Genomic DNA, 23,882 nt, shown 5'->3' on the forward strand with positions numbered 1-23,882 from the left:
TAAATCTCGGAGCATTCAATGCCACACGTCACCCTGGAATTCTCTGCCGGGCTCGAAAACTCTTATGATTTTCAAGCCATCTGTGAACAGCTCTATTCTGTGCTCGCCGCGCATGAAGAATTCGATGCCCCAACGCTTAAAATCCGTGCCACCTCGTTCCCGTATTTCCGCATCGGGACCGAACCGCAGACCTTCATCCATGCCACGCTCTTGTTGCTGCAGGGCCGGGATGAGGCAACGCGCGCCGAGTTGAACGCGATCATTCTGAATGTTCTGGCTGCGTCTGCGCCCACGGTCGGCAGCATCACCGTGCGGGATGTTGAAATTGATCGCGCGACCTATGCCAAACGCCTGTCAGTCTGACGCGGCCTTGGCTCGCGCATGGGACCTCTAAGCGCGCCGGGTCACATCCCAGATCCGCAATCTGGCGAGCGTAGCTACGCACGCTAGAACTACTAGCACACACAATGCGATCTTGGTCATGATCTCCATCGTGCCTTCAATCAGCAGGGCATGCACGACACTGCCCAGAATGGTCACCAGCGCCAGTCCGGCGTGACCCAGACGCCAGAGTCGAAATCGCAGGTTCAGGCGTAAGCGCAGAACGCCCATCGTTGCTGCAGCAAAACCCGTCCACATCGCGATCACACCCCAGACGGAAAAGGGCGTGGCCGACACGAACAGCAGCGCGTCCACAACATCCGGCGGGCTCGTGATCCACAAACCACCCACATGGATCAAAATCGCGGCGACAAGGGCCAGACCGCACCGCCTGTGCCACACGCGGCTGCGCACTGGTGAAAGCCCAGGCAACCAGCGTCCGGCGAGCAAAGGTTGCATCAGCAGAAGGCACATCCCGAAGATGCCCGCAAACCCAGCGAGGATATAGATCGGCTCACGCCACGCCAGATACGGGCTGAACGTCGCCGCGATGACCGGCACCAGAAGGGCGGCGGACAACGCCGCCCAGATCAATACACGCCTCAACACGTATCAAGCGGGCTGCAAGACGAAATGCGCGGCAAGCGTTTTGTCCTTCGCGCTCGACATCACCGGGCGCAGGAACACCGTCTCGAATTCGCCGCTGTCATAAGCCAGATGCCCGTGCGGTTGACCAAAGGCGGGCACAATCTGCGGCATCTCAAGCCGGAATTCTCCGTTGGCATCCGTCAGCGTCGCGCCATGGCTGCGTTGATCGCGCTCATGGCCTTCGGTCGTATGCGCCCAGATCTGGATTCGCTGGCCGGGCAGGGGGGCTCCGTCGCCCGCGCGCCGCACGGTGCCAGTCATCCAGAACCCGCCACCGCCGATGCGCTCCACGATCGGTGCGCCCGGACGATAGTTGTTCGACCCACCTCGCATCGACGGGGTGGGGGCCAAACCATTGGCCCGCGCGGGAACCATCAGCCCCGAAGCCAAAACCGCCCCGCCCGAGGCGATCAGAGAACGACGCGTGAGTAATGAACCGGTCATGGAACCCTCTTTTTGCGACCTCATCTGCCCCTGAAATATAGCACGCTTCTCGCGCATTCCGAGGTTGCGTTGCGAATTGTGATTTACTTTGACGCGGCAGGTGACCGCTGCAATCCTGACCACAGCTTGGTTTCCATCAGAAAGGCCGGTGTCATGAGCTTGACGGATCGCATCACACCAGACGAGATCGCCGCATTCCAGCGCGACGGAGCCGTGGTTCTGCGGTCCAAATTCTCGGATCATTGGCTGACCCAGCTGCGCAACGGCATCGACGCGGACCTTGCCAATCCAACCGAAAACCTGACGCGGCACACCAAAGACCCCGATGCGCCCGCATATTTCGAGGATTATTGGGCCTGGAACAAGATCCCCGAATTCAGGGATTTCGTCCACAACTCCCCCTGCGCACCGCTGGCTGCTCAGCTTCTCGACGCGCCTTCGATCAATCTGGTGATGGACAATTGGTTCCTGCGTGAGGCCGGATCAACCTCGCGCCCGCCCTTCCATCAGGACCTGTCCTATTTCGATTTCGACGGAACGATGTGCGTGCTGTGGTTGCCGCTTGAACCGGTAACCAAAGAAAACGGCATCGCCTTCGTCCGCGGCTCGCACCTTTGGGATAAGCTCTTCATGCGAGTGCGCTTTGCCGACGGGCATCCCAGCTATGACCCGACCGAGGTCGCGGGCCTCACCTATCATCCGCCCCCGGACGTAAACGCCGACCCCGCAGCGTATGACCTGCTGCAATGGGATATGCAGCCCGGCGATTGCATCTTTTTCGACATGCGCACTCTGCATGGCGGGCTGTCCTCGGTCACGCCGACCGAAACGGTGCGGCGTTTCACGCTGAGGATGACCGCGCCCGATGGCGTCATCCGCTATCGCGGGGATTGGGCCAAGGGTGAGCGCGCGCAGTTCGCAGCGGAAGGCTACAGCGAAGGCGACCGGATCGACGGCGCCTTCTTTCCGCAGCTTTGGCCACGCGATGCATGAGGTCGCTGGGGCTGGTCCATAACGGAAGAACTGCACGATTTATGTGCGATTATGCGAATTACTTTCTGAATTTCCGCCCTATATTCTGCATAAGTGAACCAAAACCCCTTGCCAATGGGAGATGCAGGAATGAGCTGGAACCCAACCCACAATCCCGAATGCCTGTCCGAGAACCCCGCGCTTGAGACATTGATCATCCCGCGCGCCCGCGATCTGGGCGGGTTCGAGGTGCGCCGCGCGCTGCCTTCCGTGAAACGGCAACTGGTTGGCCCGTTCATCTTCTTCGATCAGATGGGCCCGGCCGAGTTCATCACCGAAGGCGGCATCGATGTCCGCCCGCACCCCCATATCGGCCTGGGCACCGTGACTTATCTGTATCAGGGAGAGTTCGAACATCGCGACAGCCTCGGCACCCATCAGATGATCTATCCGGGCGAGGTCAACTGGATGGTCGCCGGGCGTGGCGTGACCCATTCCGAACGCACCAGCGATGAGACGCGCGGCAAGAAACACAGCCTGTTCGGTATCCAGACCTGGATCGCACTGCCCGAAGCGCATGAGGACATGGCCCCCGATTTCGAACATCACAAACAGGGCGCGCTGCCGCATATTCAGGATACCGGCGTCAGCGCCCGCCTGATCCTCGGCTCAGCCTATGGCGAGACCAGCCCGGTTACCATGCTGTCCGAGACCTTCTATCTCGACGTCCAGCTCGACCCGGGCGCGTCCTTCCCGTTGCCCGACAATCACGAGGACAGGGGTGTCTACGTCACCGAAGGTTCGGTCGAAATCGCGGGCGACAGCTTTGACGCAGGCCGCATGATAGTGTTCCGCCCCGGCGACCACCTCTCGGTCAAGGCCGGACCTTTGGGCGCGCGCCTGATGCTGCTGGGCGGCGCAACCCTGAACGAGGATCGCTATATCTGGTGGAATTTCGTGTCTTCTTCGAAAGAAAAAATCGATACCGCCACCCGCGAATGGAAAACCGCAGATTGGGCAAACGGGGCCTTCCACCTGCCGCCCGGAGATGATCAGGAGTTCATCCCGATCTCGGAAGAACTGGAACGCACGCGACCAAGGCTGGCACGGGTCTGACCTGACGTCACACTGGTCTACTTCGCCCGTCCCAGCGATCCTTCCCGATAACGGAGGGTGCATCATGAAGATCGTCATCGCAGGGGCGGGCAGCATCGGTTGCTATTGCGGCGCATTGCTGGCCGCTGCAGGTCATGGCGTGACGCTTTTGGGCCGCGCCCGCGTGCTTGACCCCATCCGTGTCCAGGGACTTACGGTGACGGATTTCTCTGGCCTGACCCGGACCGTTCCTGCCGACCAGCTGACTCTTACCCAGGAACCCGCCTGCCTCGCCGATGCGGATCTGATCATTGTCACGGTAAAATCCGGCGCAACTGTGCAGATGGCAGACTTGATCGCGGCTTATGCCCCGGCGAATACCACGGTTCTGTCCTGGCAAAACGGCATGGACAACATCCAAGCCTTGCGCGCCGCATTGCCTAAACATGATGTCCGCGCGGGCATGATCCCCTTTAATGTCGTCCCAACAAAGGAGGCCACTTATCACCGCGCCACCTCAGGCGAGATCATCATCGAAACCGGCCCCGGCGCTTTGGCCGATCACCTCAACTCCGCCGATCTGCCGGTTCAGGAAAGCGATCAAATCGAAGCAGTGCAATGGGGCAAACTGGTGATCAACCTCAACAACGCATTGAACGCGCTCTCGGGCCTGACCCTGCAGGCGCAACTGCGTGACCGCAACTGGCGCCGCCTGATGGCCGATCAGATGGCCGAGGCGCTTATGGTCCTCAAAACCTCCGGTATTCCCGTCGCCTCCACCACGCCGCTGCCCGCTTGGACGACCCCGTATATCCTGCGCCTGCCCACACCGCTTTTTACCCGCATCGCCGCAAAGATGCTGACCATCGATCCCAACGCGCGCACCTCGATGGCATATGACCTGATGGCTGGCCGCCCCACGGAAATCGACAGCCTGCAAGGCGAAATCATCCAGCTGGGGCGCAGTTGCAACCTCCCCACACCACTCAACAACCAAGTTGCCCGATTGATCAAAGAGGCTCCGAACACACCTCTCAAACCCCACCAGATCAGGCTCTGATCCGCTGCTTCATCTGGCCAAAAATATCCCGGAGCGCGAGGCAGAGCCTCGCAAAATCCTCAAACTCAGCCAAATGCCGTAAGTATCCAGAAAATCACCGCGGATATCACGGCCGCAGCCGGTACAGTCACGACCCAGGCCGCAATGATGGTCATGAAATGCGACCGCCGCACCAGCTTGCGTCGACGGTGTTCCTCCCGTGCCAGCCGCAACTCGGCCGGGCGCTGGCGGTTTGATAGTTTCCACCGCCGATCCGCCTGCCATTCGCGATAGAACCCCACGCCAAATACCGCGCCCACAGCGATATGGGTCGAGCTGACAGGCAGCCCCAGCCAGCTTGCCACGATTACGGTAATCGCCGCCGACAACGCTACGCAGAAGGCGCGCATCGGGTTCAGCTTAGTGATCTGGCTGCCCACCATGCGGATCAGCTTGGGGCCGAACAGGAACAGGCCAAAGGAAATCCCAAAGGCCCCGATCACCATGACCCAGCTCGGGATCGAGACCTTCGCAGCAAAATCCCCGAACTCTGCGGCATGTACAATCGCAGCCAGCGGACCCACCGCATTGGCCACGTCATTCGCACCATGGGCAAAGCTCAGAAATGTGGCCGAGATCACCAGCGGCAGGCCAAACAAGGTCTTCAGCGACCGGGTACGGTTTTCCATCCCCTCAGATTTACGCCGCACCCAGGGCACGGTCACGGCCCAGGCCAGCGCGCCAAATGTCAGCCCGATCAGCAGCGCCATCTGCAGGTCGATCTTGACGATCCGCTTCAACCCCTTGACCGCAAGATAGGTGGCAAAAGCCCCGGCCATCACCGCGACCAATATGGGAACCCAGCGCCGGGCCGCCGCGATCTTGTCGTCCTGATACTGGATTTTCGACTTGATCAGCGCCAGAAACCCGGCGGCAATCACCCCGCCCAAAACTGGAGAGATCACCCAACTGGCCGCAATCGCACTCATCGTGCCCCAGCTCACCGCGCTCAGCCCTGCCGCCGCGATGCCTGCCCCCATGACACCACCCACAACCGAATGTGTCGTCGAGACCGGCGCACCCACCCAGGTCGCCAGATTGACCCACAGCGCAGATGAGATCAGCGCCGCCATCATCGCCCAGATGAACACGTTGCTGTTTTGCACCGACATCGGGTCGATGATCCCCTTGGAAATGGTCGAGACCACGTCGCCCCCCGCCAGCAGCGCACCGGCGCTTTCGGCAATGGCTGCGATCAGAATGGCGCCGCCCATGGTCAGCGCATTGGCGCCCACCGCCGGACCCATGTTGTTGGCCACGTCATTGGCACCGATATTGATCGCCATATAAGCCCCGAACGCCGCCGCCGCCGCCACAAGCAGCCCGCCTTCCGCCTGGCCAAACAGCACCGCAGCGATCAGCCCGGCCAGGGCGATGAACGCCAGCGCGATGCCGGGGGCCAGCATGGGACGGGCCACATGCGCATTGGCGTATTCCACACGTGAAATGCGGTGAAGATCGCTGTCCAGCGCGTGCCAGCGGGATTTGGGGGTCATGTCAGACATCAGATTTTCAGGGCCTGTTTGAATTGGCCCACGCCGCTACTCCTTTCCTCAAGGGGCAGCAACCGGTGTCGTCAAAATTTTACAAAATTGTTACATTTGCCGTAGCAAATCCTGCAATTCGGGCTCCTGCACCCGTTCTGCCGCAACCTGAGGCGAGACCCAGCAGCGGGTGCGTTGATCGACCTCGGGATAGTCCTCGGCCAGCTCGGTCACCTCGACATGATAGACACTGGTTCGGACAGGTTGGGCCGAGCCATCTTTCAGGGTCTTATTGTACAAAAACTGACCAACCGGGTCTTTGCGAACACCTGCGGCGCGCACACCAGCCTCTTCCCACGCTTCCTGCAACGCAGTCTCAGCGCCATCCAGCCCGTCAATCGGCCAGCCCTTGGGGATGATCCAGCGCCCGGTGTCGCGGCTTGTGATCAGAAGAACCTCTTCGCGCGGCCCCGCACCACGGGTGCAAAGCGCCGCGACCTGTACCCGGTTTGGGCGCAGGATCATCGGTCGGGCAACTTCTTCCCAGATATTACGCAGCCATTTCGTCATATATCGCTTGCCTGAACAGGTTCATTCTTACTTTGAGACCTTAATTAATGATGTATAGCACATGAAACAATATTGCTGTTGGAAAATGGGTGATTTTGACCGAATTTAAAGGACATAAGTCATATATGTGACCTTTGAGTCAAAATTCGTGGCCGTTTTTTAGAAAAACCCACGCCGCCCGGCTCACGATTTCCGCCGTTTCGCCCTCAGGGTCGGGTCAGCCTGGGTGGGATCTTCGGGCCAGGGATGTTTGGGATATTCCGCCCGCATGTCCTTGCGTACATCCGCATATGACCCGGCCCAGAATCCGGGCAGGTCGCGGGTGATCTGAATAGGGCGCTGGGCGGGTGACAGCAGAGTGATCTTCAACGGCTCACGCCCAACCACCGGGTGCTGGGTCACACCGAACAGCTCTTGCAGCCGGACCGAGATTTCCGGCACCGCACCGCCATAATCAATCGGCACCTTGCGGCCCAAGGGCGTCACGAACGATCCCGGCGCGCGCCGGTCCAGTTCCTGAGTCTGCGCCCAATCCAGTCGGGCGCGCAGTGCGGGCAACAGATCAAAACGCTTCCAATCCTCGGCGCTGCGCACACCCGAGAGCATCGGAAGCAGCCAATCCTCCAACCCATCCAGCATCCCCTGATCCGAGAAGTCGGGCAGCTCGACCCCGCCCGCCCGCACCAGTTCCACCCGCGCCGCCAGCCGGGCCGAGGCTCCTTGCAGCCGAATACCCAGATCGCGCACCCCGTCCAGCATCGCCCGCGCCACCGCGTCCTCGGGCACATCCTTCCAGATGCGGTCGTCCAGAGTGATCGCCCCGAACCGCTCCTGTCGCCGGGCCACCACGCGGCGTTCCCGTTTGGACCACGCGCAGCCGTCGACCCACGCAATCTGGTCGCCAAACAGATCGCGGATTTCCCCCTCGGTAATCTGCGCCGCCATGCGGACCCGAGCCTCGCGCGGGTTTCCATCTGTATCCGTCACCACCAGATAAGGCGCACTTGCCAGCGTATCACCGCTCTCCAGCACCACACCTTTGCCACCCGAGAGCACATAGCGCGGGATATCGCCCTTGCGCCGCTGTCCGATCCGGTCGGGGTAAGCCAATGCGGCCATCGCTGCAGGGCTCAGATCGCCTGCGCCCTTGGCCTGCGCCTTCAAGCGCTTGGTTTCGCCCTTTATCCGATCCAAAGCCCCGAGATTGACCTGCCAGACCCGATTGCGCTGAAACGCCCGCACGTCACGCAGCGCCTCCAACCGCAGCGACAGATCAACCGGGGCACCCCGCAGCGGGTCCCGGTCCGCCATCAGCGCCGCCAAAGGCGCAGCCTCTGCCCCTGCGCGCACCAGCATATGCCCCAGACGGGGATGTAGCGGCAGCGCGGCAAGCGCGCGTCCATGATCGGTGATCCGCCCATTGCCATCCAATGCGCCCAGCATCCGCAACAAGGCCCGCGCCTCGGCCATCGTCCCGTCGGGCGGCGCGGTCAGAAACGCCAGATCATCGGGTTCTGCGCCCCACAGCGCCAGTTCCAAGGCCAGCCCGGTCAGGTCGGCCGCCTCGATCTCGGCTGGCGGGTAGGCGGCCAGCGCGCCTTCTTCACCCTTGGACCACAGGCGATAGCACACACCCTCTGCCACGCGGCCCGCGCGACCCGCACGCTGCGTGGCCTCGGCCCGCGTTACCCGTTCCGTCACCAGCCGCGACATGCCCGAGCCCGGATCAAACCGTGCCCGCCGCGCTTGCCCCATGTCGACCACAACGCGGATATCGGGAATGGTCAGCGAGGTCTCGGCAATCGACGTTGCCAGCACCACCTTGCGCCCCTCTTTGACCGGCGCAATCGCCGCGCGCTGCGCTGCGAAGGGCAGGGCACCGAACAAAGGTCGCACGGTGCAGGCATCGGGCAACCGGCTGTTCAGCGCGGTTTCGGCGCGGCGTATCTCTCCCTCGCCAGGCAGGAAGACCAGCATCCCCCCGCTCGTTTCCCGCTCGGCCCGTACCACCAGATCGATCAGCGCATCCAGCCGCCGGGCCTGCGCGCCCAGAGGTTTCTCAAGCCAGCGCGTTTCAACCGGATAGCTGCGCCCCTCGGACGTCACCAAAGGCGCATCCATCAGCCGGCCCACCGGTTCCTCATCCAGGGTGGCCGACATGGCCAACAATATCAGGTCATCGCGCAGCGCCCCGGTCACCTCAAGACACAGCGCAAGCCCCAGATCGGCATTCAGAGAGCGTTCGTGAAATTCATCGAAAATCACCGCGCCCACGCCCGGCAGGTCGGGCTCGGATTGCAGCATCCGGGTCAGAATGCCTTCGGTCACCACCTCGATCCGCGTGGCCTTCGACACCTTCACCTCGCCGCGGACGCGATAACCCACCGTCTGCCCCACCGGTTCGCCCAGCGTCTCGGCCATGCGCTCGGCGGCGGCGCGTGCAGCCAGTCGCCGGGGCTCCAACATCACGATCCGACCCTCGCACAGGTCTGCCTGCAACATCTCAAGCGGCACACGTGTCGTCTTACCCGCGCCCGGAGGCGCCTGGAGCACCGCGCGCCCGTGCGCATGCAAGGCGTTCAGAAGATCGGGAATGGCGTCATCGATGGGCAACCGGGTCATATCGCCTTATCGCCAAAGCCCCGGCCAAGGTCCAGCATCCCATGGCCGCGTCAGAGTAGGGGCTGGACAAACCGGTGCATCCCCCCTCATCTAAGGCAAATTCCAGCCGGGGGCTTACCCATGAACACTGCCGAGCTTGGCGACAGGATCTTGAACGGAGACCGCAGGGCACTGGCCCGCGCGATCACGCTGGTCGAAAGCGGGCGCGCCGACCATCGCGCGCAGGCCACCGCGTTGCTCGATCAACTGGCCAAAGCCCAACGTCAGGCGCTGCGCATCGGGCTGTCGGGCACGCCCGGTGTGGGCAAGTCCACCTTCATCGAAAGCTTCGGCATGATGCTGACGGATCAGGGGCTGCGCGTTGCCGTACTGGCCGTCGACCCCAGCTCGGCCCGGTCGGGCGGGTCCATTCTGGGCGACAAGACCCGGATGGAGCGGCTGAGCCGCGAGAAAAACGCCTTTATCCGCCCGTCGCCCAGCCAAAGCCACCTCGGCGGTGTGGCCCGGCGCACGCGCGAAGCCATCGCGCTGTGCGAGGCGGCCGGGTTCGACGTGGTGTTGATTGAAACCGTCGGTGTCGGCCAATCGGAAACCGTGGTGGCCGAGATGTCTGACCTGTTCCTGCTGCTGCTTGCGCCTGCGGGCGGGGATGAGTTGCAGGGCGTCAAGCGCGGTATCATGGAGATGGCCGACGTCATCCTGATCAACAAGGCCGATGGCGATCTGAAAGCCACCGCCACCCGCACCTGCGCCGACTATGCGGGCGCGCTGCGCCTGTTGCGGAAACGCCCGCAAGACCCCGAGGGCTTTCCCAAGGCCATGACCGTCTCGGCGGTCGAAGAACACGGGCTCGACCAGGCCTGGGCCGAGATGCAGGATCTGACCAAATGGCGGCGAGAGGCCGGTCACTGGGACAGCAACCGCGCCGCTCAGGCGCAATACTGGTTCGAGCAGGAGGTCCGCGCCGCGCTGTTGGCCCGCCTGTCGACCGCGCAGTCGCGCTCGGAGATGGAGCGTCTTGGGGCTGAGGTCAGCAGCGGGCATCTCAGCCCCTCTGCAGCCGCCGAACAAATGCTGAGCTCGCTGATGCCGGAACGGGCCTGACGCTTTATCCGGGCCTATTCGTGCGGCGAAATTCAGCTTTAGGTTGTGCTCTGGGCTGACCTGTGGTGAAAATGGTGATATCATCAGACTTTAGACCGTCAGGCTGAATGCTCAGGAGCCGCCGCCAATGCCCGATATCAACGGCACCAATGGCAATGATGATATCGATGTCACCAATGACAACGGTACCCTGAACGGGAATCCGGCCACGCCGCCAGTGACAGGTGTGCGGGGGCTTGGTGGCGATGACGATATCGACATCATCAACAGCACGATTACCGGCAATGTTCTAGGTAACGCTGGCATTGACACAATCACCGTCTCGGGCAGTACGATCGGCGGGCGCGTTGCGGGCGGGGCCGATGCTGACACCATCGATATCAATGGATCGACGGTTGGCAATATCCGGTTGGGCGGCGGCAACGACACGCTGAACTTCACCGCCACCACGGTCACCGGCGACATTCGCGGCGGCGGCGGCACAGATACGCTGAACCTACCGGTCGGAACCGTGATCAATGATGATGTATTCGGTACCATCACCGTTGAAGATGGGGTCGGCTACTCGATTTCCAGCGGCACCTTCACTCTGCCGTCGGGCATTACCGTCACCTATTCCGCCTTTGAAAATGGCAGCGGGATTCCCTGTTTTACCCGCGACACACGGATCACGACATTGCATGGGTCTGCCCCGATCCAGTCCCTGCGCACCGGTGATCTGATCCCCGCCTTGGGGCAAGGGCCTCAGCCCATCCGCTGGATCGGTCGCCGTCGCTTTGAAAGGGCGCACCTGCAAGCCAATCCCAAACTCTGGCCCGTGCGCATCCTTGCCGGCGCGCTGGGCGGTGGGTTGCCTGCGCGCGATCTTCTGGTTTCGCGCCAGCACCGTATGCTGGTGCAGTCCAGAATCGCGCAGCGCATGTTCGGTGAAACCGAGGTGCTGATCCCGGCCATCAAACTTACAACGCTGCCGGGCATCTATGTCGATGATAGCGTTGATAGCGTCGAGTATTTTCACCTGCTGTTTGACCGCCACCAAGTGATTTTCGCCGAGGATGCCCCGACCGAAAGCCTCTATACCGGACCCGAGGCGCTGAAATCGCTCAGCCTTGCATCACGGCATGAAATCTTCGGGATCTTCCCCGAACTGGCCGAGATGAACTACGTCACGGACCCGGCCCGTCTGATCCCGCGCGGGCGTTTGCAGGCGCAGCTGATCGCCCGGCATCTGAGGAACAACAAACCCCTGTTGCAGACCCCGGTGATGTAGCGGAAAAGGAATTCAGCGCCTGCGCAAAGATTTCGCTGCAGCCGTCTTGACCCTCCGCGCGATTCCCACTACACGCATCCAACCAGTTTTCGGGCGCGACTTCGGGTTGCGCCCCTTGTGATTTGGCCGCGGGTCTTGTACCCGGCCTCCAGAAACAAAGGAAGAAACCATGTCGCGCCGTTGCGAACTGACCGGAAAAGGCCCGATGACTGGCAACAATGTCAGCCACGCCAAAAACAGAACTCGTCGTCGTTTTCTGCCGAACCTGAACGACGTCACCTTGCAGTCGGAAACCCTGGGCCGCGGCGTCAAGCTGCGCATCTCGGCGGCTGCCCTGCGCTCGGTCGACCACCGTGGTGGTCTGGACGCGTTCCTGGCGAAAGCCAAGGATGACGAGCTGTCCGCGAACGCTCTGAAAGTGAAGAAAGAAATCGCCAAGGCGCAAGCTTCGGCCTGATCGCTTTCTCACGCGAGAATTCAGCCCTGCACCTCGCGGTGTGGGGCTTTTTCTTTTTTGTCTCTGCGTGCGCGCACGGGATTGTCCTCGAATTAGTGATAAAATTCCCCGTTTGGTGATGTTGTTCACAGAACGCCCGATGAATATTGCATATGTTTACGCCTATTCATGGTGAGGGGGGCCTCATGTCTTTTAAAGTAACGAATTTCCTGTTGTTGTTGCCAACCACGATCATAACCGCAGTGACGCGCTGCACCCGGATGCAACGCCGGGTGAACCGGCTACATACGGGTCTGAACACCGAGTCGGTCAAGCCGCCCAAAAACTGAACCGAGCCATACTGTCTCAACCCTCCCTTTCCGCTTGATGCGGTTCGGGAGGGAAGCCTATATCTTGGCCCGAGATGACGAGCTTTTTTCGCACATTGCTGCCTTATGCGCTGTCCCTGCTGGTGATCCTCACCGGGCAAGGGCTGGCTGGGTCGCGCGGTATGGATCGCGCGGTCGGGCAGATGGTGCTGTGCACCGGCTCGGGGCCTGTTGTCGTCTATATGGATGCCGAGGGCCAGCCGACCCAAGCTCCGCACTATTGTCCGGATTATGCGCTGGCGCTGCTTGGCGCGATCCACGAAGCGCCCATTGTTGTACCTCAGGCCCCGTCCCGGATGCAGGCCGCGCCTCTGTTGCGGTCGCATGACCTGATTTCCGCACCGCTGCCGCTGCACCCGGCACGTGCGCCTCCGTTCTTTGTCTGATTCCGATTCCCAAACCAAATTCAGACATTTACTTGAGGAGAGGTCAAAATGACTCTCAAATCCACCCTGCTTGCAACCCTGACCACGGTGGCCCTTGCGTCCGGCGCACTGGCCGCAGATGGGATCACGGTCGACGACCCCTATGCGCGGTCTTCGGGCAAGACAGCCAAGGCCGGCGCAGCCTTCATGATGATCCAGAATCAGAGCGATACCGACGACCGCCTGATCGGCGCAAGCTCGGACGTGGCGGCGCGGGTCGAGCTTCACACGCATGTGGTCGATGACAACGGTGTCGCCAAGATGATGCATGTCGAGGAGGGCTTTGCCATTCCGGCCGGTGAAACCCACATTCTGCAGCGCGGGGGCGATCACGTCATGTTCATGGGTATCAAGGCGCCGTTCGAACAGGGGGCGACCGTTCCTGTTACGCTGATTTTCGAACAGGCTGGAGAGGTCGAGATCGAGATCCCTGTCGATCTTGAGCGATAAGCCAAAGGCAGGCGCTGGTACCAACGCATGTCTTCGGGCCGCGCTGCGGCCGTCATCCATGCGTCAGGCCGGGCATTGCCCGGCCTGTTTCGCTACCGGTTGACGACTCGCATTTCCAACCGATCGCCAGCCTTTTTGAACCGTGCGGCCAGAAAGAACATCACTACGGCGGAGGTCAGCGCGAAGAATGCAATCGCCCAGCCCAGTGCAACCATCCCGCTGCCGGGCCAGAAGATCAGCACCAAACCAATGATCAGCGCGAAGATGCCTGAGTTGCGCACCGTCGCGCGTTCTGGGTCTTGGGGGTGCATCTGCGGCAGCGCCATGAGCGAGCCGATGGCCACGAACAGCGCCATTGTCCCCATCAGCGTGAATGCCAGCCAAGCCACACCCTGTGGCCAGATCAGCAGCACCAGTCCGATCAGCGCAGTGCCGATCCCGACGCCCCCGACCAGCCCGCGCCGCCCGAACCCCAGCCAGGTCAGCGCGCCATCCAAAATCAGCAGCGCCCCGACCAGCCGCAGCAGCAGCGATATGCTGCTGGTGGGCCAGAACAGCGCTGCGATGCCGATCAGACCAGCCAGAATTCCACGCAGCAGAAAAGTCCACCACAGGCTGGCCAGATTGGTGCTCAGCGTGTCACGGGCGTCGATGCTGCTCTCGTCAAGGATCTCTCCATCTTTGGGCGGTAGATCAGTCATGTCACTCACTCGGCTTCCTGTTTCCTGCACCATAGACGGGAGGATGCGCCATTGTCTGCCCTTATCACGTGCTGCCGCGGGCCAGCAGCCCGTCGACCCAGCGCGGGATCACCTCCGACGCGGGCCCCAGATGGGTTTCGTTAAAGATCGAGCCTCCGGCAGACGGCTCAAGGTTCAGCTCGACCGTTCGCGCGCCCACAGCCCGCGCCTCTTGCACGAAACCCGCCGCAGGATAGACCTGACCCGAGGTCCCGATTGAGGCAAACAGGGTGGCTTCGGTCAGGTGATCGTAAATTTCATCCATGAAATAAGGCATCTCGCCGAACCACACAACGTCCGGCCGGGCCGAGGGCTGCTGGCAGACGGGGCAGGGCTCGCCCACCTCCATCTCTGGCGGTGAGATCCAACGGTGCTCGCAAACTCCGCACAGAGCTCCCGCCAACGTGCCATGCATATGGATCACACGCTCGGCCCCTCCGGCCTCGTGCAGGCTGTCGACATTCTGGGTAACGATGACCACCTCTCCAGGCCAGTCCTTCTGCAGCCGCGCCAGCGCCTGATGGGCGGCGTTGGGCTGCGCCTTGGCGGCCTGAACGCGGCGGGCATTGTAGAACTGATGCACAAGCGCCGGGTTTCGGGCAAAACCTTCCGGCGTTGCCACATCCTCGATCCGGTGCTGCGCCCATAGCCCGCCTTCGTCGCGGAAGGTGCCCAACCCGCTTTCGGCCGATATCCCGGCCCCGGTCAGAATGACGATCTTTTCCATGCCCGCCTCTCGCGCTACACCAGTCCCATGACACAGCGTATCCTTTTCGTCTGCCTGGGCAATATATGCCGCTCGCCCGCTGCCGAGGGTGTTTTTCGCGCCCGCGCCCCGCAGTATCGGACCGACAGCGCCGGAACCTCGGGCTGGCATATTGGAGACCCGCCCTACGGTCCGATGCAACAGGCCGCCCGTGCCCGCGACATTGACCTCAGCGACCTGCGCGCCCGCCAGTTCGTGGCCGAGGATTTCCACCGCTTCGACCTGATCATTGGCATGGATGCCGACAACATCTCCAATATCGAAGCCCTGCGCCCCGACGGCAACGGAACCTCGGTCCGCCTTCTGACCGATTTCGCGCCTCACACCGATGCAAACCACGTGCCCGATCCGTACTACACCCGAGATTTTGACGGAGCATTGGATTTGATTGAGGCAGCGGTGGACGGGCTCGCGCTTCACCTGCGGGGCCAAATCTGATCGCTCTGGCAGTTTTCAGACGCGTCAAAAATGGGTTAATGGCGACGTCGAGCCCAATGCGGACAATAATCAGCAGAGTATCAAATGTGAGGATGATTGAGGAAGAGATCCTCAATACAAACCTTCCAGGCGGGCGGCATCGAATTAGCTCTGGAAAACAAGCGAAACAACTCTGTGATTGCCAAGCATTCGCTTGACCTGCAATGTTCAAGGGAATTCCCCAACCGGAAAAGGTCCGCGCATGTCTCTACTTTCAGAACGCAGAGATTTTGCCATCGCAGTCTGCGAGGAGGCTGGGGTAATTGCCCAAAAGTACTTCGCGGATCGAGGAAGTCTTGTTGTTGATCAAAAAGGCGCTCAGGACTGGGTCAGCGAGGCGGACAGGAATGTCGAAACTTTCATCCGCCAAAAGATAGCAGAGGCGTGGCCCAAAGATGGGGTTTTTGGTGAAGAGCACGGTGCGGCCACGGGAGAGAGCGGTTTTGACTGGGTGATTGACCCAATTGATGGGACAACGAATTTCGTCAACGGCATACCAGCATGGACTATTGTTCTTGCCGGTGTCACCCGAGGACACGCGGCGGTAGGTGTGATCCGCGATCCAAATATGGATGAAACTTTTGTGGCAACGCGCGGAGAAGCTTCGACACTTAACGGATCACCAATGCGCGTCGCATCAGGGGTAGCGCTGCGGGACGGAACAGTCGCCGTGGGGTATTCTAACCGGGTCGAGACCCGCCATGTTTTACCAGTTGTCGAGAAGCTGATCGAGCACGGAGCTATGTTCCACAGAAACGCTAGCGGAGCGCTTTCGTTGGCCTACGTCGCTGCTGGGCGACTTTTGGGTTACGTGGAAGAACACATGAACGCCTGGGATTGTCTGGCTGGGCAATTGCTGATCTCGGAAGCCGGGGGCGTTGTTGAGGATCAGAATGCCGATGCGATGATCCGAGAAGGCGGGCGCGTAATCGTGGGGACTCCGGAAGTGTTCGAGACGCTGCGCGAAATCGCAGAGAGCGCTTGGAACGCCTAACGTCTATGCCAAGGCGACCCAACATGAGTTAGGCCTAAGCGTCTTTAAATCTGCCTGCCAGAAATGGCCTTGTGAGGGCTGGTCGTGTTTACGGTCTATCGAACACTCCGACAGTGCGCACCATAGCAACGTGCCGACCGCTCCGTGCGTAACAATTGCAAGATCACCGGTGTCATGCGTCTGGATAATCTCGGTGACTGTTCGATGAATGCGTATCTGCGCCTCGATAGCTGTTTCCCAACCGCGATAGCTGACTTCCGGCTGAGCAAAGAAAGCATCAGCCGCTGCCTCGAATTCGTCCCGGGGCAAATAACCGGTAGCGCTGCGGTCGTTCTCGCCAAGACCCAAATGGTAATTCACGGGAAGCGTTCGTAGTGCAGCAAGAATTGTGCCTGTTTCATGGGCCTTTTGCTCGTTGCTTGCCCAGATTTGCGTGATATTCGACAAGATTTCACTGGTTGCAAATTCAGTGGCGCGTCTGCGGCCCGTCGCGCTCAGACCCCAATCTGTGATCGGGACGTCCGGATCGATTGAGACCTCGGGGTGTGTGATGACAATAAGTTTCGGCATTTAGTCTGGCAAAAGCACTGGCCCTTTTTCGGTAAAACCCATCCTGATTTCGGTGCCGGGTTCAAGCGGCGCATCAACATCGTCGTGGACGGCAAACACCTGTCCAAATTCACCTGTCAGCGTGTATTCCATCCGAACGCCCACATAAGTCGCCTTGGCCACCGTGGCCGGTATGCCCTGATTGGAACCGATCACCAGACGTGAGGGTCGCACCGCGATGGTCGCTGTCCCTTCGGACAATCCGCGGTGTGGCAGCGTATGGCGATAGCCTTCGATCTCGATGGTTGCCACGTCGCCATCGATATCAACAATCTGGCAATTCAAAAGGTTTGCCTCGCCTATGAAATCGGCAACAAACCGGTCATTGGGGGCATCGTAAAGCTGGCGTGGAGTGCCTATTTGAGCGATCGCTGCGTTACGCATAACAACAATCTCATCCGAGACCGCCAGTGCCTCTTCCTGATCGTGGGTCACGTAAACCACTGTCAGGCCAAGGTCTTGCTGGATTGCCCGAATGTCCTCACGCACCTGACGGCGAAGTTTGGCGTCGAGATTGGACAGCGGCTCGTCGAACAGCAACACTTGTGGTTCAAGAACCAGCGCGCGCGCGACGGCAACACGCTGTTGCTGGCCGCCGGATAGTTCCGAAGGAAGGCGATTGTCGAACCCCTGAAGACCAACCAACTCCAAACCATACAATGCGCGGCTGCGAGCCTCATCTTTTGCAAAGCCCGAGAATGTGAGGCCATACATCACGTTCTCCAGCACGCTCATATGAGGGAACAGAGCGTATGACTGAAATACCATGGATACGTCGCGGTCGGTGGCTGGCAGTTTGGTCACGTCCCGGTCACCAATCAGGATCTTGCCAGAGCTTGCCATCTCCAACCCTGCAATCATGCGCAGCGTTGTTGTTTTTCCGCAGCCCGACGGACCAAGTAGTGTGACGAGTTTTCCCGCCTCTACGTGCAGATTGATGTTATCGACGGCGACGACGTCCTTGCCGAACACTTTCGACACATCCTCAAAGCGTACCGGGGCGGCCTTGGAACCGATTTTGGTGTCGGTCATGGCGATGTCTCCGTTCCGTGCTGCGTGCGCCGGCCAATCTGGACCCGGCCGACGAGAAGTTGCAATAAGCCGACTGCCGCGAGCATCACGAAGATCAGCGTCGTCGAATAGGCGATCGCAAGGCCATAGTCGTTATTCTCGACCCGACCGATGATGTAGCTGGTTGCCATGTCATACTCCGCGCTGACCAGAAAGATGACGGCTGAGATTGCCGTCATGGCCCGAACAAAACTGTAGACAAGCGCAGCAAGTATCGCAGGGCGCAGCAGCGGAAGGATGACATTTCGGAACGTCTGCCATGAGTTCGCGCCAAGAGTCAGCGAGGATTCATCAAGACTGCGGTCCAGCTGTGACATGCTCGCGATTCCCGCACGAACGCCGACCGGCATGTTTCGGAAGATGAAGCTGACCACGAGGATGACGCCTGTGCCAGTGATTTCGATTGGCGGAACATTGAAGGCCAGAATGTAGCTAACGCCAATTACCGTGCCGGGGATGGCGAAGGACAGCATGGTGCCGAACTCAAAGGCGTTCTTGCCCGCAAAACTCTGTCTGGTCAGCAGATAGGCCGTTACCAGCCCAACGGCGGCAGTCAATGGCGCTGCAATGGCTGCGATTGTGATGGTGGTCCAGAAACTGTCCCACGCGGCGCCGGTCCAGCGTATGCCCTCTTCTTCGAAGCGAACTGAGAATGCGGTGATGTAGTGCTTGATTGTCAGTGAATTATCGACTCCCCACAGCTCGACCACACTGCCGTAGATGATCATCGCATAGACAATAATTGTGAACAGTGCCCAACCCAAAGCGATGAGCAGTACAGGAACCGAAAGGCCGGTTGGCATCAACGGATGCACTCCCGCATCGCCTTTGCCTGTGACGGTTGTGTAGCTCTTCTTTCCCAGCCAGACGCGCTGCGCATAAAAGGCCGAAAGAGTAAAGAATAGCAGAACCATGGCTAGAACCGCGGCTCGGCCCTGATCGTATTGAGCACCGACGATTGCGAAGAATATCTCGGTCGACAGCACGTCGAAATTCCCGCCCAATACAAGCGGGTTTCCGAAATCAGCCATGCTTTCGATGAAGCCCAGAAGAAATGCGTTCGCAAGACCCGGTCGCATCAGGGGCAAGGAAACCGTCTTGAACGTCTGCCATCTGCTGGCGCGGAGCGTTTGGGCTGCTTCCTCCATCGACGGAGAGACGCCTTCAACCACGCCTATGAGTACGAGAAACGCAATTGGCGTAAACGCGAGTGTCTGCGCGATCAGAATGCCTGGCATTCCGTAAAGCCAGCGCGTCGGTTGTGTGCCGAGAAGTTCGGCAAAAAAACGGGTGACAGAGCCGGACAGGCCAAAAAGCAGGATGAGCGCTAGGCCGATCACGAATGGCGGGGTGATTATTGGCAAAACCGTCAGGGCCCGCAGTGCGCGCTTGTAGCGAAAGCCCGAGCGCGTCACGACCAACGCGAAGCACAGACCCAGGACCGTGGTGATGACGCCGACAAGGATGGCGAGGAACAGTGAATTCCAGGCGGCACCGCAGCGCGCGCCCTGAAAACACCCCAGACCCCACAGTCGATCATCAAAAAACTTCGAGAAGAATACCGCGATGGAATACGCACCGTCTTCGGTGATGAAGGCTGCGAAAAGCATCTTGGCGATAGGGAAAAAGACAAACGCGGTGACAATTGTAATTACGCCGCCGATAGCGCTGACGACAAATACATCACCGTTAATGGCACCCCTTGCCGCGATCCCCTGAGTAAGCAGGAACAGAAAGCTCGAGGCACATATCATCGCGCCATAGCCCATGCCGAACTGACGATCGCCAAGTTCGCCAAACATCGCCTCCAACCAATCGAAGTTGAAGCCCCTGATACCGATGCTGAATCCCTGAGCGATCAGCCAGCCAAAGCCGAGCGCTCCGGACAGGATCAGCATGCGGGCGTAAAGCGGGTCAGATTTGGTGCGCTTCAACACCAGAAGCGGGAGGGCGAGGGCGATTAGAAGCGGAGCGAGCCAAAGTTTTTCGCCTTGTCCAATCAGAAACGCAGCGGGGGCATAATCCTCATCGAACGGGTAGCCATCCAAAAGCCACTCGAACGACCACAGGCCGCCGTCAACCATGTACCAGGGCAGCAGGCAGAATCCGACCCACCCGGCGATGATCCAAAAGATCAGGACCGGATGGGTCGTTTTTGAGTTCTGGTCAGTCATTTATTGCGGCAGAGTCGAAACCTCTTCGTCCCATTTTTGCAATAGACGCTTCCGTTCGTCTGAGGAGCCATACTTTTTAAAGTCGTAGTCAATCAGCTTGATCTGGCTCATGTCAGGCGCGCTTTCCGAAGTTTCCGCGCCCTTGTTCGATGGCACCTGAAACGCGTTGACTTGAAGGGCAAGGTTCTGAGCTTCGGGCGACAGGGCCCAGTCATAGAACTTCTTCGCCTCTTCTTCGTTGCGGGCTCCGTCAATAATCGACATGGAGCCAATTTCGTACCCGGTGCCTTCGCAGGGTGCGACGACCTTGATCGGGAACCCGGAAACGGCCTGTTTCACGGCGTCATGCATGAAGACGATACCAATTGTGTTCTCGCCACGACCGGCGGCCTTGATCGGCGCCGAGCCTGACTTGGTATATTGGTTGATGTTCGAATGCAGGCCCTTCATGAACTCAAAGCCTTCATCCTCACCGAAGATCTGCACCATTGAGGCCAGCGTCGTATAGGCCGTGCCCGACGAGTTCGGGTTGGCCATCTGAACGTGCCCTTTGTATTCGGGCTTCAGCAGGTCTTTCCAGCAGGCAGGTTCGGGCAGGTTGTTTGCCGCCACAAGATCGGCGTTGTAGCCATATCCAAGCGCGCCCGAATAGATGCCGATCGTCCTATTGCCAGCACTCTCGGCCTGAGAAATCGCCCAATCATGAAGCTGGTCGCGCATTGGCGATACATATTCCATTGTCAGACCTTCTTCAGCGGCTTGCAAATGCGGATCACCCGTGCCACCCCACCAGACGTCTCCTTTGGGGTTCGAACTTTCGGCGCGGATTTGCGCAAAGGTCTCGCCTGACGATTTTCGCGTCATATTGACGTCGATGCCGGTCGCATCTTCAAAGCTGCGCGCCATCAGTTGGCACCAATCTTCTTGCGCCGAACAATAGAGGGTCAGCTTCTCGGCCTGTGCTGCCGACAGTGACGCGGCAAGGGCAATCAGTGATCCGACTGCAGTGGATGTCAATTTTCTCATCTTTTCCTCCCTTTTGTGCTTAATGCATCCCGGCTTCCCGGTCTTTTATGTCTTTCCTCAAGCAGCTTTTCGAAGCTTCTTCACGACAGATTTAACTTCTTGATCGTCTGTTAGATTTTTCAGCAATTGTGACAGGTCTCTTTCTTCGACCAGCTTTGCGGCTTTTGCCGGTGAAAACCAGTGACGCGTCCGCTCACCTTCTTCCTTCCAGCGTCGCTTCAGCTTTTCAACGACCATTGGATAAAGGGTGACGCGGCAACGAACGCTGCTTCGACCTTCGTACCGCTTGTCGTAGAAAAAATGGCCGATTGACCGTTTCGAGATCGTACCGACTGCGCCCGCTTCTTCCTGAGCTTCTATTTCAGCGGCATGCCATGGCTTTTTGCCGTCCATCAGCCATCCCTTTGGGATAACCCACCGACCAGTATCTCGTGAAGTGACCATCAGAACACGCAACTTGCCAGCCTTGTCCCAGCGCATCGGAAGCGCCGCAATCTGATCTGCCGTTTCGCCGTCGCTCATACTGTCTCTCAATGCCATATGATCAAATCCCAAAAGGAAACTGCCTTACTAGCAAATTGGCTGGTTAAGACGTCCCTTCGATTTTCATTCTGAATTTGATCAGTCTGTGCATCTTTACTCTGTGCTTTGAAATATTTGGAACTTCTCGAATTCTCACAACCTTTCGAGGGTTATGCAACAAAAATTATTGCAAAATGTCCGAAAGCCCACAAAAGTAGATTTCGAAACCTAGTCGGGTCGTCGGATGTCCAAAACCAAAACGCGCGGTAAAGTGTCTGAGAAGAACCAGAGCAGGGTCAAGAAGTCCGACCGGCGCCAACAGATATTGTTGGAGTTGAAGCTGCGCCCGCACGTTCGCATCAACGAACTCGCACAACGGTTCAACGTCTCCAACGAGACGGTACGCAGGGATTTCGATGCCCTGTCGAATGACGGCTTGATCGCGCGCGCGCATGGGGGGGCATCAGCCCCTGCGCAAGGGCACTATCCAGGTTTGGATGAACGGACAAATGCGCAGGTTGAGGAACGCGAGCGGATAGGTGTTACGGCGGCAGAACTGATCCGGGCCGGTGAAACGGTCATGATCGATTCCGGCTCGACCACCATCGAGATGGCGCGTGCGCTGGCTTATCTCGGCACCCATTGCACGGTGATTACCAATTCAATTCCCGTTGCGATGACCCTCGGCCATGGGGCTGCGCAGGTGCTGTTGTGTCCGGGGGAATATCTGGCAACTGAATCTGCAACGATCGGAACCGAAACGCTGGAATTTCTGTCCCGTTTCAACGTCGACAGGTGCATGATCGGATCTTCGGGCTTCTCTACCGAAGGTCCGTCAGAGACAGTGCAGGGTTTTGCTGCAGTAAAGAGGATGATGCTGACGCGTGCCGAAAAGCGACATCTTCTTATTGATTCCGGGAAGTTCGGCCGCAAGGGTCTGTCCCAAGTGGGAGATATCAACGGCCTGGATTCTATAGTTACCGACAAAAAACCAACAGGAGAATTGCGTAACGCTATTGAGGGCGCCGAGGTCGATGTTCTCGTCGCCGGGTAGGCAAGACATGATTCATTAACAGCGGATCGATAGAGGACCGCGAATGACTGGGAGGAAAATATGAAGATCGATATCAAACTGTTGATTGGGGCATCCGCAATCGCGCTCATGTCGCTGAGCGGGACGGCGTCGGCGCAGGATTGTCCGCGCGGTGACCTGGACGAGCGTTTTTGTGACGCAGATGGGGATTTGATTGCGGATATCCCCACCGATCCCTCTGAACAAATTGATCCTGACACCCTGATTTTTGCATATACGCCGGTTGAAGATCCCGCCGTATACAAAACCGCCTGGTCTGATTTTCTTGACCACTTGAAAGCGGAAACCGGCAAGGACGTTGTCTTCTTTCCAGTTCAGAACAATGCGGCCCAGATCGAAGCGATGCGTTCTGGGCGTCTGCATATCGCGGGCTTCAACACCGGCTCTAACCCGTTGGCGGTAAACTGCGCCGGGTTCCGGCCATTCACGATCATGGCTTCGAAAGACGGTAATTTCGGTTATGAGATGGAAATCATCACTTATCCGGGTTCGGGCATCGAAAAGGTCGAGGACATCAAGGGCAAGCAACTGGCCTTTACCTCACCCACATCCAACTCAGGCTTCAAAGCGCCCTCGGCAATCCTGAAAAGCGACTTTGATCTTTTGCCCGAACGGGATTTCGAACCTGTCTACTCGGGCAAGCACGACAACTCGATCCTGGGTGTTGCCAACAAGGATTACCTGGCGGCGTCGATCGCGAACTCGGTAAAATCGCGGATGATCTTGCGCGATGTGATCAAGGAAGATGATGTTGTAACGATCTACAAGTCGCAGACCTTTCCAACCACCGGGTTTGGTACCGTCTACAACCTGACGCCCGAGTTACAAGAGAAGATCCGCAATGCCTTCTTCAACTTTGACTGGGACGGCACGACCCTGGAAGCTGAGTTCTCGAAATCGAACGAAGGCCAGTTCCTTGAGATGACCTATCAGGAATTCTGGGATGTCATCCGTAAGATTGACGCAGCAAATGGCGTCTCCTACGCCTGCCAGTGATCTTTGGCTAATTCGGCGGGCCTGA

The 23,882-nt window shown here is 59.2% G+C and carries 26 protein-coding genes; 14 read left to right on the forward strand and 12 right to left on the reverse strand.

The annotated features are described in order from the left end of the window. Window positions 1-18 precede the first annotated feature (18 nt). Window positions 19-363, forward strand: coding sequence for a 5-carboxymethyl-2-hydroxymuconate Delta-isomerase (locus ACR0NF_RS00985; protein ID WP_480777620.1), 345 nt, complete (start codon window positions 19-21; stop codon window positions 361-363). Between the two features lie 27 nt (window positions 364-390). Here the strand turns inward: ACR0NF_RS00985 and ACR0NF_RS00990 are convergent, their stop codons facing one another. After that, window positions 391-987, reverse strand: a complete 597-nt coding sequence (locus ACR0NF_RS00990) for a ferric reductase-like transmembrane domain-containing protein (RefSeq protein WP_480777959.1) — start codon at window positions 985-987, stop codon at window positions 391-393. A gap of 6 nt (window positions 988-993) precedes the next feature. Then, window positions 994-1,473 carry a twin-arginine translocation pathway signal gene (locus tag ACR0NF_RS00995; protein WP_480666629.1) on the reverse strand — a complete coding sequence of 160 codons (480 nt, stop codon included), beginning with the start codon at window positions 1,471-1,473 and terminating at the stop codon, window positions 994-996. A 153-nt stretch (window positions 1,474-1,626) separates the two neighbouring features. Between ACR0NF_RS00995 and ACR0NF_RS01000 the strand changes: the two genes are divergently transcribed. The 3 genes from ACR0NF_RS01000 (at window position 1,627) to ACR0NF_RS01010 (ending at window position 4,600) form a co-directional block, all read left to right on the forward strand. Further along, window positions 1,627-2,466: a phytanoyl-CoA dioxygenase family protein gene (locus ACR0NF_RS01000; RefSeq protein WP_480777621.1), complete on the forward strand. Its 840-nt coding sequence runs from the start codon at window positions 1,627-1,629 to the stop codon at window positions 2,464-2,466. Window positions 2,467-2,595: 129 nt separating this feature from the next. Then, complete coding sequence (locus ACR0NF_RS01005) at window positions 2,596-3,561, forward strand: pirin family protein (RefSeq protein ID WP_480777622.1); 966 nt, start codon at window positions 2,596-2,598, stop codon at window positions 3,559-3,561. 64 nt (window positions 3,562-3,625) lie between these two features. Continuing rightward, entirely contained in the window at window positions 3,626-4,600 is a 975-nt protein-coding gene (locus tag ACR0NF_RS01010) for a 2-dehydropantoate 2-reductase (RefSeq protein ID WP_480777623.1), read from the forward strand. 65 nt (window positions 4,601-4,665) lie between these two features. Here the strand turns inward: ACR0NF_RS01010 and ACR0NF_RS01015 are convergent, their stop codons facing one another. From ACR0NF_RS01015 to hrpB, 3 genes are all read right to left on the reverse strand, one after another. After that, window positions 4,666-6,144: an inorganic phosphate transporter gene (locus tag ACR0NF_RS01015; protein WP_480777624.1), complete on the reverse strand. Its 1,479-nt coding sequence runs from the start codon at window positions 6,142-6,144 to the stop codon at window positions 4,666-4,668. A 90-nt stretch (window positions 6,145-6,234) separates the two neighbouring features. After that, window positions 6,235-6,693, reverse strand: coding sequence for an NUDIX hydrolase (locus tag ACR0NF_RS01020; protein ID WP_480777625.1), 459 nt, complete (start codon window positions 6,691-6,693; stop codon window positions 6,235-6,237). A 183-nt stretch (window positions 6,694-6,876) separates the two neighbouring features. Then, a complete protein-coding gene (gene hrpB, locus ACR0NF_RS01025) occupies window positions 6,877-9,315 on the reverse strand; it encodes an ATP-dependent helicase HrpB (RefSeq protein WP_480777626.1) in 2,439 nt (812 codons plus the stop codon). A gap of 120 nt (window positions 9,316-9,435) precedes the next feature. Between hrpB and meaB the strand changes: the two genes are divergently transcribed. The 6 genes from meaB to ACR0NF_RS01055 all read left to right on the forward strand — a co-directional run bounded on the left by meaB (window position 9,436) and on the right by ACR0NF_RS01055 (window position 13,389). Next, on the forward strand, window positions 9,436-10,419 hold the full coding sequence (gene meaB, locus ACR0NF_RS01030) for a methylmalonyl Co-A mutase-associated GTPase MeaB (protein WP_480777627.1): 984 nt from the start codon (window positions 9,436-9,438) through the stop codon (window positions 10,417-10,419). Window positions 10,420-10,546: 127 nt separating this feature from the next. Continuing rightward, a complete protein-coding gene (locus tag ACR0NF_RS01035; RefSeq protein WP_480777628.1) occupies window positions 10,547-11,689 on the forward strand; it encodes a Hint domain-containing protein in 1,143 nt (380 codons plus the stop codon). Window positions 11,690-11,858: 169 nt separating this feature from the next. After that, a complete protein-coding gene (rpmB, locus tag ACR0NF_RS01040; RefSeq protein ID WP_008756960.1) occupies window positions 11,859-12,146 on the forward strand; it encodes a 50S ribosomal protein L28 in 288 nt (95 codons plus the stop codon). A gap of 185 nt (window positions 12,147-12,331) precedes the next feature. Further along, complete coding sequence (locus tag ACR0NF_RS01045) at window positions 12,332-12,475, forward strand: hypothetical protein (protein ID WP_480469218.1); 144 nt, start codon at window positions 12,332-12,334, stop codon at window positions 12,473-12,475. A 74-nt stretch (window positions 12,476-12,549) separates the two neighbouring features. Continuing rightward, the gene (locus ACR0NF_RS01050; protein ID WP_480657149.1) at window positions 12,550-12,900 is read left to right on the forward strand and encodes a hypothetical protein; all 351 of its coding nucleotides are present in this window, start codon (window positions 12,550-12,552) and stop codon (window positions 12,898-12,900) included. Between the two features lie 48 nt (window positions 12,901-12,948). Next, window positions 12,949-13,389, forward strand: a complete 441-nt coding sequence (locus tag ACR0NF_RS01055) for a copper chaperone PCu(A)C (RefSeq protein ID WP_480777629.1) — start codon at window positions 12,949-12,951, stop codon at window positions 13,387-13,389. A gap of 92 nt (window positions 13,390-13,481) precedes the next feature. Here the strand turns inward: ACR0NF_RS01055 and ACR0NF_RS01060 are convergent, their stop codons facing one another. Together ACR0NF_RS01060 and ACR0NF_RS01065 are read right to left on the reverse strand one after the other, a co-directional pair. After that, window positions 13,482-14,090: an HdeD family acid-resistance protein gene (locus tag ACR0NF_RS01060; RefSeq protein WP_480777630.1), complete on the reverse strand. Its 609-nt coding sequence runs from the start codon at window positions 14,088-14,090 to the stop codon at window positions 13,482-13,484. A gap of 64 nt (window positions 14,091-14,154) precedes the next feature. After that, window positions 14,155-14,856: an NAD-dependent deacylase gene (locus ACR0NF_RS01065; RefSeq protein ID WP_480777631.1), complete on the reverse strand. Its 702-nt coding sequence runs from the start codon at window positions 14,854-14,856 to the stop codon at window positions 14,155-14,157. 27 nt (window positions 14,857-14,883) lie between these two features. Between ACR0NF_RS01065 and ACR0NF_RS01070 the strand changes: the two genes are divergently transcribed. Next, window positions 14,884-15,333, forward strand: coding sequence for a low molecular weight protein-tyrosine-phosphatase (locus ACR0NF_RS01070; RefSeq protein WP_480777632.1), 450 nt, complete (start codon window positions 14,884-14,886; stop codon window positions 15,331-15,333). Window positions 15,334-15,574: 241 nt separating this feature from the next. Continuing rightward, on the forward strand, window positions 15,575-16,366 hold the full coding sequence (locus ACR0NF_RS01075; protein WP_480777633.1) for an inositol monophosphatase family protein: 792 nt from the start codon (window positions 15,575-15,577) through the stop codon (window positions 16,364-16,366). 3 nt (window positions 16,367-16,369) lie between these two features. Here the strand turns inward: ACR0NF_RS01075 and ACR0NF_RS01080 are convergent, their stop codons facing one another. The 5 genes from ACR0NF_RS01080 to ACR0NF_RS01100 are packed head-to-tail and all read right to left on the reverse strand — an operon-like array spanning window position 16,370 to window position 21,768. Continuing rightward, window positions 16,370-16,936 (reverse strand): histidine phosphatase family protein, encoded by a 567-nt coding sequence (locus ACR0NF_RS01080; protein ID WP_480666641.1) that lies wholly within the window; start codon window positions 16,934-16,936, stop codon window positions 16,370-16,372. Continuing rightward, a complete protein-coding gene (locus ACR0NF_RS01085) occupies window positions 16,937-18,007 on the reverse strand; it encodes an ABC transporter ATP-binding protein (RefSeq protein WP_480469226.1) in 1,071 nt (356 codons plus the stop codon). Further along, on the reverse strand, window positions 18,004-20,220 hold the full coding sequence (locus ACR0NF_RS01090; protein WP_480469227.1) for an ABC transporter permease: 2,217 nt from the start codon (window positions 20,218-20,220) through the stop codon (window positions 18,004-18,006). The genes ACR0NF_RS01085 and ACR0NF_RS01090 overlap by 4 nt, the downstream gene beginning before the upstream one ends. Then, the gene (locus ACR0NF_RS01095) at window positions 20,221-21,246 is read right to left on the reverse strand and encodes an ABC transporter substrate-binding protein (RefSeq protein ID WP_480469228.1); all 1,026 of its coding nucleotides are present in this window, start codon (window positions 21,244-21,246) and stop codon (window positions 20,221-20,223) included. It abuts the gene before it with no gap. Window positions 21,247-21,303: 57 nt separating this feature from the next. Then, the gene (locus ACR0NF_RS01100; protein ID WP_480469229.1) at window positions 21,304-21,768 is read right to left on the reverse strand and encodes an NUDIX hydrolase; all 465 of its coding nucleotides are present in this window, start codon (window positions 21,766-21,768) and stop codon (window positions 21,304-21,306) included. A 328-nt stretch (window positions 21,769-22,096) separates the two neighbouring features. Between ACR0NF_RS01100 and ACR0NF_RS01105 the strand changes: the two genes are divergently transcribed. Further along, window positions 22,097-22,822 (forward strand): DeoR/GlpR family DNA-binding transcription regulator, encoded by a 726-nt coding sequence (locus ACR0NF_RS01105; RefSeq protein WP_480484991.1) that lies wholly within the window; start codon window positions 22,097-22,099, stop codon window positions 22,820-22,822. A 60-nt stretch (window positions 22,823-22,882) separates the two neighbouring features. Beyond that, complete coding sequence (phnD, locus tag ACR0NF_RS01110) at window positions 22,883-23,857, forward strand: phosphate/phosphite/phosphonate ABC transporter substrate-binding protein (RefSeq protein WP_480469231.1); 975 nt, start codon at window positions 22,883-22,885, stop codon at window positions 23,855-23,857. The last annotated feature ends 25 nt before the right edge of the window (window positions 23,858-23,882 follow it).

This window comes from Ruegeria sp. CF4, from assembly GCF_056537345.1.